Origin of the sequence: Roseovarius aestuarii, assembly GCF_019966515.1 — a bacterium.
In the GTDB taxonomy this organism is placed as follows: domain Bacteria; phylum Pseudomonadota; class Alphaproteobacteria; order Rhodobacterales; family Rhodobacteraceae; genus Roseovarius; species Roseovarius aestuarii.
In genome coordinates this window covers 22,214-35,218 of the sequence record NZ_JAIMIB010000016.1, presented here as the reverse complement: position 1 = coordinate 35,218, position 13,005 = coordinate 22,214, and the positions used below count along the sequence as shown (strand labels likewise).

At 60.7% G+C, this 13,005-nt stretch carries 16 protein-coding genes; 3 read left to right on the top strand and 13 right to left on the bottom strand.

Annotated features, from left to right (window positions below; genetic code table 11):
• Positions 1 to 80: 80 nt before the first annotated feature.
• Positions 81 to 1,229 (bottom strand): alpha-D-ribose 1-methylphosphonate 5-triphosphate diphosphatase, encoded by a 1,149-nt coding sequence (locus LC334_RS17120; protein WP_085801586.1) that lies wholly within the window; start codon positions 1,227 to 1,229, stop codon positions 81 to 83.
• Positions 1,226 to 1,945, bottom strand: a complete 720-nt coding sequence (locus tag LC334_RS17115) for an esterase/lipase family protein (protein ID WP_085801627.1) — start codon at positions 1,943 to 1,945, stop codon at positions 1,226 to 1,228. Before LC334_RS17115 ends, LC334_RS17120 begins: the two co-directional genes overlap by 4 nt.
• A gap of 67 nt (positions 1,946 to 2,012) precedes the next feature.
• On the opposite strand from LC334_RS17115, the gene LC334_RS17110 reads away from it, so the two are divergent.
• Together LC334_RS17110 and LC334_RS17105 are read left to right on the top strand one after the other, a co-directional pair.
• Positions 2,013 to 2,450, top strand: coding sequence for an NUDIX domain-containing protein (locus LC334_RS17110; RefSeq protein ID WP_085801587.1), 438 nt, complete (start codon positions 2,013 to 2,015; stop codon positions 2,448 to 2,450).
• An 8-nt stretch (positions 2,451 to 2,458) separates the two neighbouring features.
• Complete coding sequence (locus tag LC334_RS17105) at positions 2,459 to 2,950, top strand: GreA/GreB family elongation factor (RefSeq protein ID WP_085801588.1); 492 nt, start codon at positions 2,459 to 2,461, stop codon at positions 2,948 to 2,950.
• A gap of 26 nt (positions 2,951 to 2,976) precedes the next feature.
• Here LC334_RS17105 and LC334_RS17100 read toward each other — a convergent pair whose 3' ends face one another.
• From LC334_RS17100 to LC334_RS17050, 11 genes are all read right to left on the bottom strand, one after another.
• Entirely contained in the window at positions 2,977 to 3,828 is an 852-nt protein-coding gene (locus LC334_RS17100) for a DMT family transporter (protein ID WP_085801589.1), read from the bottom strand.
• Positions 3,828 to 4,316 (bottom strand): GNAT family N-acetyltransferase, encoded by a 489-nt coding sequence (locus LC334_RS17095; protein ID WP_085801590.1) that lies wholly within the window; start codon positions 4,314 to 4,316, stop codon positions 3,828 to 3,830. The genes LC334_RS17100 and LC334_RS17095 overlap by 1 nt, the downstream gene beginning before the upstream one ends.
• An 18-nt stretch (positions 4,317 to 4,334) precedes the next feature.
• Positions 4,335 to 5,591 (bottom strand): molybdopterin-binding protein, encoded by a 1,257-nt coding sequence (locus LC334_RS17090; RefSeq protein ID WP_085801591.1) that lies wholly within the window; start codon positions 5,589 to 5,591, stop codon positions 4,335 to 4,337.
• Positions 5,588 to 6,079, bottom strand: coding sequence for a molybdopterin-guanine dinucleotide biosynthesis protein B (gene mobB / locus LC334_RS17085; RefSeq protein WP_085801592.1), 492 nt, complete (start codon positions 6,077 to 6,079; stop codon positions 5,588 to 5,590). The genes LC334_RS17090 and mobB overlap by 4 nt, the downstream gene beginning before the upstream one ends.
• On the bottom strand, positions 6,076 to 6,681 hold the full coding sequence (mobA, locus tag LC334_RS17080) for a molybdenum cofactor guanylyltransferase MobA (protein WP_085801593.1): 606 nt from the start codon (positions 6,679 to 6,681) through the stop codon (positions 6,076 to 6,078). The genes mobB and mobA overlap by 4 nt, the downstream gene beginning before the upstream one ends.
• Positions 6,678 to 7,562, bottom strand: a complete 885-nt coding sequence (gene fdhD / locus LC334_RS17075) for a formate dehydrogenase accessory sulfurtransferase FdhD (protein ID WP_085801594.1) — start codon at positions 7,560 to 7,562, stop codon at positions 6,678 to 6,680. The genes mobA and fdhD overlap by 4 nt, the downstream gene beginning before the upstream one ends.
• Before the next feature lie 93 nt (positions 7,563 to 7,655).
• Positions 7,656 to 8,285 (bottom strand): hypothetical protein, encoded by a 630-nt coding sequence (locus LC334_RS17070; protein ID WP_139836462.1) that lies wholly within the window; start codon positions 8,283 to 8,285, stop codon positions 7,656 to 7,658.
• Between the two features lie 36 nt (positions 8,286 to 8,321).
• Positions 8,322 to 8,456 carry an aa3-type cytochrome c oxidase subunit IV gene (locus tag LC334_RS17065; RefSeq protein WP_085801595.1) on the bottom strand — a complete coding sequence of 45 codons (135 nt, stop codon included), beginning with the start codon at positions 8,454 to 8,456 and terminating at the stop codon, positions 8,322 to 8,324.
• Positions 8,457 to 8,545: 89 nt separating this feature from the next.
• The gene (locus tag LC334_RS17060; protein ID WP_085801596.1) at positions 8,546 to 9,001 is read right to left on the bottom strand and encodes a DUF6173 family protein; all 456 of its coding nucleotides are present in this window, start codon (positions 8,999 to 9,001) and stop codon (positions 8,546 to 8,548) included.
• A gap of 7 nt (positions 9,002 to 9,008) precedes the next feature.
• Complete coding sequence (locus LC334_RS17055; RefSeq protein WP_139836465.1) at positions 9,009 to 10,052, bottom strand: MBL fold metallo-hydrolase; 1,044 nt, start codon at positions 10,050 to 10,052, stop codon at positions 9,009 to 9,011.
• Positions 10,052 to 11,770, bottom strand: a complete 1,719-nt coding sequence (locus LC334_RS17050) for an acyl-CoA dehydrogenase (protein ID WP_085801598.1) — start codon at positions 11,768 to 11,770, stop codon at positions 10,052 to 10,054. Before LC334_RS17050 ends, LC334_RS17055 begins: the two co-directional genes overlap by 1 nt.
• A gap of 135 nt (positions 11,771 to 11,905) precedes the next feature.
• Between LC334_RS17050 and LC334_RS17045 the strand changes: the two genes are divergently transcribed.
• The gene (locus tag LC334_RS17045; protein WP_139836463.1) at positions 11,906 to 12,847 is read left to right on the top strand and encodes an L-threonylcarbamoyladenylate synthase; all 942 of its coding nucleotides are present in this window, start codon (positions 11,906 to 11,908) and stop codon (positions 12,845 to 12,847) included.
• Positions 12,848 to 13,005 lie beyond the last annotated feature (158 nt).

Genomic DNA, 13,005 nt, shown 5'->3' with positions numbered 1-13,005 from the left:
CGTCAGCCACGGACGCTGAGGACGACGGCGCCAGTCGGAGGACGAGGGGAAACAGCGCGCGTGCAACGCGCTCCTTTTAATCACCCGACGAAACGCGCCGCCACGTCGCCAGCCATATAACTGATCCGCCCGCCCGAGATCGTTGCCGCCACGCGGCGCGTTGCAGCCTCCAAAATCACCAGATCAGCGCGTTTTCCGGGGGTAAGCGTACCCCGGTCGGACAATCCCAGCACGCGCGCCGGCCCGCCCGAGATCAACGCCCAAGCTCCGGCCAGATCGACGACGCCACTATCGGCCAGCAGGAACGCAGCGCGACGCAGTGACGGGTAGTGATAATCCGAGGCAAGGGCATCCACCAATCCCATCATCACCATCTCAATCGCGCTGACATTGCCGTTATGCGACCCGCCGCGCACCACATTGGGCGCCCCCATGATGATCGCATCCCCGCCCGCCCGCGCGACCTCGGCCGCCTCCAGCGTTTCAGGAAATTCCGCGATACCGACCCCGCGCGCACGCCAATCACCGCGTTCGGCAGCGCTGCGGTCATCATGGCTGCCCATAAGAACGCCCCGCCGTGCCAGATCGGCGCAAAGACGGTCCACGGCGGGGCCAACCTCGGCGCGGCGGGCGTGCATGGCTTGCATCATCTCAAGATGCTTTTCCGGATTGCGTCCAATACGCAGCGCCTGACCGGTCAGGCGTGGCGGGCGTTTGCCCTTTTCCAGTGCCTCATGCGGCAGATGATCGTTGAAAACCACATAGCCAATTCCGTGCTCGGCAATCAATTGGGCAACGGCGTCGTAATCCTCCAGCATCGGTGTCTCAAAGCGTAGCTGCACCTGCATATCGGTCTCAACCTGACCCCTTATCTTGGCCAAACCGTCCAGCACCCGCCCGGCAAATTCCGGCCCGCGCATGCCGCCTTCCCAACTATAGAACTGCGCCAGAGTCGCCGTGGTGATCCCGTTTGCGGCCAGTTCCGCCTCGGCGGCAATCAGCCCCTGATCAAGGTTTTTCATCGCGCCGCGCCGTGGGGCGAGGTGACGCTCGAACCCGTCGCCATGGGCATCAACGATTCCCGGCAGGATTATATACCCGGTCAGATCGACCTCGCGCACCAGGGTCTCGTCCACCACCAAACCCTCGGCTAAAGACACCGGTTGCGTCATCAACCCATCCGGCATCAACACCTGTGCGCCCGCCAGGCACATCTCAAGCGTTTTCATTCGCTGCCACCCCAGAAAAGCTCTCCAATGCCGAGATCATGATCAAACATCCCGTTTTCCAGAAACGCCTGTACCTGCGCCATTACAATGGGGTTGTTCATCATGAACGTATGCGTCACCGGCAGTTCGATATGATCGACCATCCCCTCGACCCGCGTCGAGGCGACCGAGACCTTACCGTCATCGGGCCCCTCCAGCAGGGTCGAGAAATAGGGGTTCAGTGACCGGGTCCCGGCGATCACGCCCAGCTCGAAATCGACCGGTGGCAGGCGCTCCGGCAACCCTTCCGGCCCGGTTTCCAACTGCATGGAAGCTGGTCCGTTGATCCACTCAAAAAGCTCCAGCGTGCCCAGCTCGTCCACCACTTCCGAACCGTGGTTGGGGGGTGCCAGCATCACCACGCGACCGAGGTTTTCGGGGCGATGATCCCTGAACCAGGCGCGCAACAGGATGCCACCCATCGAATGGGTCACGAAATGTACCCGTTCGTCACCACATTCCCGCACCGCCTTTGGCAGGGTATCATCGGCCAGCGTCGCTATACGCTTTTCGGTCGATGGATAGCCGGGTGCGACGGTTTTGTATCCCTCAAACTCCAGAACTTCCTGCAACACCAGAAAAGACACCTCGGTGCGCGCCAGCCCATGTAGCAGCACAACACAATCCGCCCGCGCCGACAGGGGCAGTAAAAACAGCAGAGGGAGCAGAAATCGCATCATCTCCTTGAGATACGCGCAATTCCCCCGTTACAAAAGGGTCTGTCACGCAACGGAAGAAGCCTTTATGCCCATTCGCCTTGCCACCCGCGCGATCATCTTGCAGGAAAACCGCCTGTTGTTGGTCAATGCGTTTCCCGATGGCGAAAGCGATCTCTGGTGCGCGCCCGGTGGCGGGGCGGAAATGGGGTCATCGCTTCCCGATAACCTGATCCGTGAAGTCCACGAGGAAACCGGCCTGATAGTTGCGGTTGGGGCGCCGTGCTTAATCAATGAATTCCACAACCCTGAAGACGAGTTCCACCAGGTCGATATCTTCTTTCGCTGTCAGGTCACCGCCGGACAACTTCGCGACGACTGGTGCGATCCGGAGGCGGTTGTTTCACAGCGCCGGTTCGTGACACGCGATGAAATGGCCGGCCTTCGTTTTAAGCCGGACAGCCTTGCTGACATCGCCTTTTCCGACGGCTTCAGATATGATCCTCTTGAGCGGCTGATCTGGTAGGAACTGCAATGAACAAGGCCTTTACCAAGGAGGAAGACGGCAGCACGCCTGAGCGCCTGCCCGATCTGCCAATTTCCGAGCACCCCAACCACGTCACCCCACGCGGGCTTGCGCAATTGCGCGAGCGGCAGTCCGTTCTTGAAGCCGAGGTTGCCCGGCTGCGCAACAATCGCGAGTTTCTTGACGACCTCTACCCCCTTGCCGTGGCCGAACGGGATCTGCGCTACATCGAGGCACGGCTCTCCAGCGCCATCCTTGTCACCCCGCCCGATAGTGCCAGCCAGGTCAGTTTCGGCACGACAGTGACCGTCGAAGATGAGAATGGTAAACGCGCGCGCTATACAATAGTCGGCGAAGACGAAGCAGCGCCTGAAAACGGCCTGATTGCCGCGTTCTCGCCACTGGCCCGCGCGCTGATGGAGGCCGTGATTGGCGATATTGTCGAATGGCCAAAGCCTGCCGGGACTGTCGAGCTGGAAATCCTAAAGATCGAGGTCTGAGCGCCGGGTCTTCCGTGCATAATGCCTCACCGCCGTTTCGGCCACCGGATGACGGACAAGGCCACGCCGCCCAGCACCAGCAACGAGGCCAGCGCGAATTGCAGCGTGAGCACCTCACCCAGAAAGATCATGCCACCCGCCATCGCGATCACAGGCACGGTCAGTTGCGCCACCGCCGCCACCGACGACGCCAGCGAAGGCAGGACGGAATACCAAAGCGCATAGCCCATGCCCGAGGTGACCGCGCCACAGACGATCGCCAGTACCACGCCCTGCGTAGTCAACACCGTCGGCTCTACCGCGGGCAAGACGTAACCCACCAATGCGCCGATGGGCGCAGCAAGGATGAAATTGGCGGCGGTACCCTGCAGCGCGTCGCGGCTAAGCTTGCCAGCCAGCGAATAAACACCCCAGCCAACACCGGCCAGCGCCATCAGAAGACCGTGCACGAGGCTGACAGAGGTACTCCCGCCGGGCCAGAGAAGCCACGCCAGCCCGCTGAATGCCAAAGCGGCACCAAACCATCGTCGAGCGGGCATCGGTTCTGCCTGAACCAAACCCCATGTAAACATGGTGATCTGCACGACACCAAAGAGGATGAGTGCGCCAAGGCCCGCATCCAGCCCCCGGTAAGCCGTTGAAAACCCGTAAAGATAGACCAGCAGCGCGATGACGCCTGCAATCCGGCCAGCGCCGCCAAGCCGCAAGCCGCCACGCAGAACCATGCAGAGCAGCGCAAGCACTGCCGCGCCGGACAAAAGGCGGATCAGACCAAAGCTGACCGCATCAATGCCACCACCCGCCAGCGCCATTCGGTTCAGAACCGAATTGGCGGCAAAGGCGATCATCGTGAGGCTGGTAAGCAGAAAGAGACGCATCAGAGGTTTTCGAACGCTTTGGGATAGATCAATGTCTCTTCTGGCACATCATCACCCGGTCCCACCAGCAACGTGTGCGTGATCGGATAGGGTGAGGTCAGCCGCGCCGCGCGCGCATTGCTGAAACCGCATCTTGAATAGAACTCAGGCTGCCCCAGCACCACCACATAGGTCCCGGTGATCCTTGCCCATGCGGTCAGCAACCCCAACATGCGCTGCCTATTATGCTGGCGTTGCAGCTTCGGGTGAATCGCCACTGGCGCCAGGCAGAGCCATCCTTTCGGCTCAACGAAGGTGGACAGGGCATAATAACCGACAATCTCCCCATCGCTGGGCAAGACCATTTCACCGGCAATCTCGCGGTTTTTGCGCAATGCGTGCACCAGCCGCACCTCGTCATCGCCTTCAAAAGCCAGGCGCAACAGTGCATCCACTGCCGCCTCTTCGCCGCGCCGCATCTCGCGGCTGAAATCCGGACCTCTAACCATGTCGGGGCCGGAGGCGCATCAGGTGAAACTGCCGAAGGGGATGAATTTCACCATATCGCCGGGCGCGATTTCCTGCGCCCCGTCGCCCAGCTCAACCAGCCCTTCGGCCCAGCTCAGCCCGCTGATCCGGCCGGAGCCTTCGGATTGGAATACCTCGGCACGTCCGTCTCGCATGCGTGCGCGCAGATATTCTCGTCGACCGGGTTTCTTGTTTTTTGCAAAACCGGCGGGCACCTGAAACGATTGCGGGTCGTGCCACCCGGCCCCGGCCAGCACGCTCATGGCGGGGCGGGCAAAAATCAACGTGCAGACCAGTGCCGCCACCGGATTACCCGGCAACCCAAAAACCGGCGTGCCTTGCCACATGCCCAGCGCCAAAGGCCGCCCGGGTTTAAGCGCAATCCGCCATTCGGTCATGGCGCCCGCCTCGTTCAGCAGGGCCGAGACATGGTCTTCGTCCCCCGAAGACGCACCGCCGGAGGTCAGGATCACATCGACCTCAGTCGCCGCCTTGTCAAAAGCACGACGGAGTGCCTTGCGATCATCGGGGATACGGCCCAGATCAACGGGCTCATAGCCAAAATTTCGCACCAACGCCGCCAGCATGGGCCGATTGGCGTCGTATATCTGACCTGAAGCGGCCGCTGCGCCGGGTTCGACCAATTCATCGCCGGTCGAGATTACCGCAACCTTGAGCCGCCGATAGACCGGCAGACGCGAAACGCCAACTGCGGCTGCCAGCGCAAGATCAGCGGGGGTCAGTACACGGCTCGCTGTAAGTGCGATCTCACCCTCGCGAATATCCTCTCCGGCCTTCCGGGTATTGGCCCGGGGCTTTATCCCGGCACGAAAGGCAATCTGGTTGTCACGAGCGGTAACATCCTCCTGCAACACCACCGTATCCACGCCTTGCGGTAGCGCCGCGCCGGTGAGAATGCGGATTGCATGACCCGCAGGCACCGTGCCTTCAAAGGCCAGACCAGCTGCCGCACGGCCCTCGACCAGCGGTAAAACCGGATCACCGTCGCCAAGGCTGGCATGGGCAAACCCATACCCGTCGACCGCCGTATTGGACCGCGGCGGGTTCGAACGCAGCGCTTCGACCGGCGCCGCGAGAACCCGGCCCAAGGCGTGGGCAAGCGCGCTATCCTCTCGCGCCACCACCGGGCACAATCGTTCCTGCAACATCGCCAGCGCCCGATCCACCGGTGTCCAGTCCACCCCGGCAGGCAGGGCAAAACAATCATCGCGCAGGGGCGGCGGCTTGAGCGTCACAACCCGACCTCCGCCAGAATGAAATCAGCGATGCCGCCAGTGTCATCCAAATCAAAAACCGGGCAATCAAGCTCCAGCGCCGTATCACTTGCCACCGCCCGGATGGTTTCATCTTCAGGCGCGATCAGAGAATTGGCCGTCACGGCGCGAAAAGCTTCTATCTTGGGGTGATCGTCGCGCTTGTACCCTTCGACCAGCACCAGGTCGACCGGTTCCAGCTTGGTCAGAAGGTCAGCCAGCGGTGGCTCCTCGTGATCATGCAATTCGTGCATCAACGCCCAGCGGTTACGCGACGCCAGCAGCACCTCGCGCGCACCTGCATCCCTGTGGCGATAGCTGTCCTTACCGGGGTGGTCGACGTCGAAACTATGATGGGCATGTTTGATCGTCGAAACGCTGAAGCCGCGCGCGGTAATTTCGGACACAAGCCTTTCCATCAGGCCGGTTTTGCCCGCATTTTTCCAGCCCACGACACCATAGATATTCATGCCTGTGCCCCGTATATTTTGCGTGCCTTCTCAAGATCTTCCGGCGTGTTCACATTGAAAAACGGATCGCCTGCGCCGTCAAACACCGCCTCACGCCCGCCCTGACCATCCGTCCATTGCACGACCTTGCGCAACCCACCACCCAACGCCGCCCGCAGATCGTCACGCAGGGTCACAGGCCAGAGTCCGAAGGTCGGATGCCGCCCGTCCGGCGTTGCCGCCAAAACCAATGGCACGTCTTGCCCTTCGGCGGTCCGCATTAGATGCTCGACCAGATTATCCGGAAAAAACGGCGTGTCGGCGGCCACTGTCACGATTGCCCCAGCGCCCTGCCCCGCCGCCCAATCGAGCCCCGCCAGCACGCCCGCAAGCGGGCCGACAAAGCCATCAATACTGTCAGGTAAGACCGGCAGGTTAAAGCGCGCAAACCGCGCCGCATCGCCGTTGGCATTCAGCGCCAGATCGGTCACTTGTGGCTGCAAACGCTCGATCACCTGATCCAGAAGCGTGACGCCCCCCCCAAGATCGAGCAGAGCCTTGTCTCCACCGCCCATCCGCGTGGCCAACCCGCCAGCAAGGATCACTCCGAGAGGCACCTTCATGCCTGCGCCCCCTTGCGCCTGGATTTGCGCGGTTCGTCCGTAATCTGATCAGGGTCGGCGTCGCGATCAAGCCGATGCTCGCCGCTGAGGCAGACAAATCGCTTGCCGCGCATCCGGCCGATCAGGGTCAGACCGACCTCTTGCGCGATCTCGACGCCCCAGGCGGTGAAACCCGAGCGTGACGCCAGCACCGGGATGCCCATCAAGGCGGTTTTGATCACCATTTCCGAAGTCAGACGCCCTGTCGTATAAAGCAGCTTGTCGGCGGCATTCACGCCTTCGGACAGCATCCACCCGGCTATTTTGTCGACGGCATTGTGGCGCCCGACATCCTCCATATAGACCAGTGGCCGTGATCCCAGACACAAGACCGTGCCGTGGATCGCTCCGGCTTCTAGATAAAGCGACGGCGTACGGTTGATCTTGGCCGCCAGCGTATAAAGATCAGACGTTCTGACCTGCAAGTCGGGCAGAGAGACGTCCTCGAGCCCTTCCATCATGTCGCCGAAAACAGTGCCCACGGCGCAACCGCTGGTGCGGGTCTTTTTCTTCAGTTTTTCCTCGTATGTTGTCTGCCCGTCTGTGCGGACAACAACCGTCTCCAGATCGTCATCGTAATCGACCCGCTCGACGGTCTCGCCATCGCGCAACATGCCCTGATTGCGCAGAAAGCCAAGCGCCAGATACTCGGGATAGTCACCGATCGTCATGGCGGTCACGATCTCTTGCCCGTTTAGAAAGATCGTCAGGGGGCGTTCCTCGACCACGGAAATTCGCGTAATCTGCCCGTCGTGATCCACGCCTTCGACCGCGCGGGTCAGGCGCGCGGCTCCGGGATCGGGCGCAATCAGATAATCACTCAGCTCGTCGGTTTTTGCCACGGGGCGCGGGTCCTGGATGCTACGTGTTCACGGGCAATCTAGGGGCAAGAGCGGGTGACGGAAACCTTCAATCGTCACCGGCCGCGCAATCATTCAGTTTTGCAGGATCGCGCCACGGGCCACAGCATCGGGATTCCACTGGCGCAGAACCTTGCTGTTGTCGTCGCTGTCATACTCGTAAAGTTCCTGTTCTCGCACGCCAGGAATCTTGCCGAACTGATCGGCCAGCTTGACCGGGTACCAGGTGGTTTGAATGTTCTCAAAACCCGGCAGGCTTGCCAGCACCGCCGAGGTACCACGCGCGCACATCGCCGAAGCCACCGGTCCGTTCGACATCACCGCCCGAATTGCCGCCTCGGCAACGGCGGGGGATACATCAAGTTCCTGCACCTTCACATGATAGGTCTTGCGCGCATGATAGCGGGTATAGACATCAGCCACCGGTGGGGTGATGCCGTATACAACATCATTTCGCTCGGGCAGGGTTTCATGTTTGAAAGAGCCTGCCGGGTCAAAAATCACCCGTTGCGAGCCGTTGATCATCAGCGACGTATGCGCGCCCGCGCCGGTGCGATTGTTGATCATGGTGTAAAGCGTCAAGCGTGGCGGGCCATCATGGCGATACGCGGCCCGGGCGACCGCCTCATCCGGCGCCCAGACTCTCTGGCCCGTACAACCGACCAGCATCAAGGCCGAACAAAAGGCCAGCACCAAATTTTGCATTGTGTTCACCTGGGAAAGCGACAGACGCGCCCGCGCCTAGCCGTTTACGAGCGCAAGAAAAACCAGGAAAACGCAGATGAGCACACAGGACCAGCCAACCGTCTTGACGAACCCTTCAAAAGTTTTTTCCTGCACGTCGATATTCATCTCACCGTGTTTATGATCGGCCATCTTTTATCCCTCAAAAGGCGAATTCGGACATTTCCTGCCTCGAATACTTGATTTTGCGTGGGCTGTCACCACCCCAAGCATCAGGTTTCTCAGCCTTTCTCAAGATCCTCGGCCAATCGGAAACCGATGCGGTTCGGCGCAGCCTCGTCAACCTGCTTGGGCAACGCCCGCAGCATCACGTTAAGCTGGCTGACATGCTGCACCAACTGGGTTTTACCACCCGTCGGATCGCTCCCGTAGAAGGTGACGATATCTGGGTCGAAATACCCCATCCCCTCAATTCGAAGCACGCCTGCGTCGCCACCGGTAAACCCCATCGCGACCTCGTGTTCGGCATCCAGTGTCTTTTCAAAGTTCTGGATGTAGAGAATCAGCCGCTCATAAGCCCATTGTGCCGGGCTTTTCTTTTCCACCGATTGCAGCTTGACTCCGGCGGTCACATCGTCGCCGCCCTTGCAGCGTTCCGGGTCCGAATGCACCTCATGACAGCGCGGTATCGCATCCGCCTCAAGCGCTTCAGCCGACGTTTCGATCTTGTCATCCATTATGGGTTCATTCCTTCATCTGCCAAAGCCACGCCCCATCTTCACGAGTGGTGCGGATCACGTCTCCAGCCTGATGCAGATGATTGAGATGCGCAACCGCTTCGACAAGAGCCAACCCATAGGTGCCATGATCAATTTTGCGTTTGAAAAGCGGCGCAAAGCATTCACCAGCGGTGCGTGGGGTGCGCAAATGGTCGCGCAGACGCAAGAGTGCGCCATGATGGTTTTCGGCCAGTTGCCGCATCCGCATGGGCAGGCCGGTGAAGGGTAGCTTGTGCCCGCCCAACACCAGATGATCCTCACGTGCAAGCGTCGCGAAATACGTGCATGACGCCAGCCAGTCACTCAGCGGATCGGCCTCAGGCTCGGTCGGATAGACGCCGATATTGGGGCTGATCGAGGGCAGTATCTGATCCCCCGCCAGCACTAGATTGTCGTCACGGCTCCACAATGTCAGATGTTCGGGCGCATGGCCGTTGCCGGTACGCACGTCCCAGTCACGCCCTGCGGCGCGCAGCACATCGCCATCTTTGACACGGGTATAACCCACCGGCAGCGGGTGGCAGGTATCAGCGAAATTGAAGGGGCGGGCGTTCTTGCGTTCATCGTAAATCGCCTCGTCCATCCCCGCCGCGCGCCAAAGCTTCAACGCCTGCGCGGTTGGCCGTTCTTCTTCGTCAAGGATCAGCATGCGCGCCATCAGCCAGCTTGTTCGCGTCGCGGTCAGCCCGGCGCCGAACCGGTCCATCAGCCATCCGGCCATGCCAATGTGATCAGGATGATGGTGGGTCAGGATCACCCGGCCCACCGGCTTACTTGCCAGTGGCCCGCTCAGAACGCTTTCCCACAACGCCACCGACCGACGTGAATGAATGCCGGTATCAACGATGGTCCAGCTATCACCCTCGTCCAGTGCATAGATATTCACATGATCGAGCGCCATCGGCAGGGGCAGACGAATCCACAGCACGCCCTTGGCCACTTGGGTCGCCTGACCGTGTTCGGGCGGCTCCTCCCACGGATAGCGTATGGTACAGCCCGCTCCGTCCATCATGCGCCCAGATCTTCGACGCTGAGTGCATAGAGATCTTCGGCACCCGCCGTGGCGTGCGCCAGAAGACCCATGTGCTCCGGCAAGAGGCGTTCGATGTAGAATCGCGCCAATTTGCTGTGCGGGCCGCTGCCCTTTTCAGCAATCGCGGCGGACAGGTGAAAATGCCCGCCCAGGACACGGGCAAACGCCTTGAGGAACGGCACCGATCCGGCAAAACGCTGGTTCATATCCGATTGTTCCAGCATCCATTCCACCGCTTCGCGCAGGGTCTCGGACGCCTGCCAGACCGGCTCGGCCAGCTCAGGAAAATCATGGCGCGCTGTTTCGGCCTGAGCTTCGATTTCATCCAGCAGCGCGTTTGCCGCCTCGCCCCCATCCATCAGCTTGCGCGCCACAAGGTCCATAGACTGAATGCCATTGGTCCCCTCATAGATCGCGGTGACACGTACATCGCGGTTATATTGCGCGGCACCGGTTTCTTCGATGAACCCCATGCCGCCATGCACCTGAATGCCCATGTTGCTGACCTCGATCCCGGTCTCGGTGCCAAACGCCTTGGCAATCGGTGTCAAAAAAGCTGCCCGCGCCGCCCAGTCATCGCCGCCGGTCGCATTCTGCATGTCGATGGCCACGGCGCAGGCCAGCGCGATTGACCGGGCCGCGAATATGTCGGCCTTCATGGTGGTCAGCATCCGCCGCACATCGGCGTGGTCAGCGATGGTGCCAGTGCCGCCCTCAACCGGACCGCGGCCCTGTTTGCGCTCCAGCGCATAGGCCAGTGCGTGCTGATAGGCGCCCTCCGCCGCACCGATCCCCTGCCCGCCCACGCCAAGGCGGGCATTGTTCATCATCGTGAACATCGCTCGCATCCCGTCATGTTCATGGCCAATCAGCCAACCGGTTGCGCCATCGAACTGCATCACCGCTGTCGGGCTGCCATGCAAGCCCAGCTTGTGTTCAAGGCTGACCACATTCAGGCTGTTGGCCACGCCTGGGTTGCCCTCGGTATCGGGAATGTATTTCGGCACCAGAAAAAGGCTGATCCCCTTGGTCCCCTCCACCCCGTCCGGCAGCCGCGCCAGAACCAGGTGACAGACGTTCCCGGTAAAATCGTTGTCGCCCCAGCTTATATAGATTTTCTGACCAGTCACGGCATAGGTGCCATCGCCATTAGGTTCCGCCTTACTCCGCAAGGCACCGACATCGCTGCCCGCCTGTGCCTCTGTCAGGTTCATCGTGCCCGACCATTCGCCACTTACCAGTTTGGGCAGATACAGCGCCTTGATCTCATCGCTGGCGTGATGTTCCAGCGCTTCGATCTGGCCCTGGGTCATCAGCGGGTTCAGCTGCAGGCTAAGGCATGCCGCCGCCATCATCTCATTGACCGCAGTCGTGACGGCCATCGGCAGACCCATGCCGCCATGTTCGGGGTCGGCACTGATCGACACCCAGCCGCCATCGGCAATGGCCCTGTACCCGTCGGTAAAACCCGGACTGGTCCGAACAACGCCGTTTTCCAGCCTGGCGGGATGCAGATCACCGTTACGCTGCAATGGATAGAGCACCTCTTCACACATACGCCCGGCCTCAGACAGGATCGCACTGGTCATATCCGGGGTCGCCTCGGCAAAGCGGTCGGTACCGCTGACCTGATCCATCCGGACCACGTGATCGAACAAAAACCTGTATTCCTCAACCGGCGCGCGATACGGCATGAGTAACTCCTGATCTGACATGCGGGGCGGCTTGGCATCGCCCGTCGCAGCCTATATGCATTCCATCCGCGATCTAGCCTATCCGATCGCCCGGGACCATCAACCAAAACGCCGCGTCAGAAAATGGGGCCTGACATGCAAACCAGAGTATTTTCGCCAGATGCAGACGGATATGACGCCGCCGCATCGGCTCTGCGCGACGGCGGGCTTGTCGCCTTCCCGACCGAGACAGTTTACGGGCTTGGGGGCGACGCACGTAACGATATGGCAGTGGCACGTATCTTTGAAGCCAAGGCGCGACCGCGATTCAACCCATTGATTGTACATGTAAATTCAATCTCTGCCGCGCGCGAATTTGTCGAATGGCCGGATCAGGCGGATATCCTTGCGCAAGCGTTCTGGCCGGGCCCGATGACACTGGTGTTGCCGCTGAAACCCGGCACTGGCCTGTCACCACTGGTCACCGCCGATCTGCCCACCCTGGCAATTCGTGTACCGGCGCACCCGGTGGCACAAAATCTGCTGGCCACGTTTGGTGGCCCGGTGGCTGCGCCATCTGCTAACCCGTCAGGCCGGATCAGCCCCACGACGGCAGATCATGTGTTAGCCGGGCTTAACGGCAAGATCGCCGCCGTGCTGGATGGCGGCGCCTGCGAGGTTGGGGTTGAGTCCACCATTCTTGGCCTCGCAGGCACGCCAACGCTGCTGCGCCCAGGCGGCCTGCCCGTTGAAGCGATCGAGGCCGCTTTGCATGACACTTTAGACACGCGTGGCAATTGCGACCCGCTAACAGCACCGGGTCAGCTTGCCTCTCATTACGCGCCCAATGCACAGGTCCGACTGGAAGCCACGGAAAAGCGCACCGGCGAGGTTTTGCTGGGGTTCGGGCCTGTCGATGCCGACCTGAACCTGTCACCCGCCGGCGACCTGACCGAAGCGACCGCAAACCTGTTTCGACACTTACATTCTCTGGATGCGATGGGAGCCGAAACCATCGCCGTATCACCCATTCCCAATCACGGGTTAGGAAGGGCAATCAACGACCGTCTGCGCCGCGCTGCAAGCCCACGATCTTAGGATCGCGCGACTCACCCCTGATCCGCTAGTCAAAAGCGCAATATCGCAATCCGTGCGCGACGAAGATAACAAAACGCTCAAGGGATTAGCTACGGTCATTGATCGTATCTCGTCACACGTCTGAGCCGTTACTGGGCTGCCAAAGAAAAAGCCCCGTT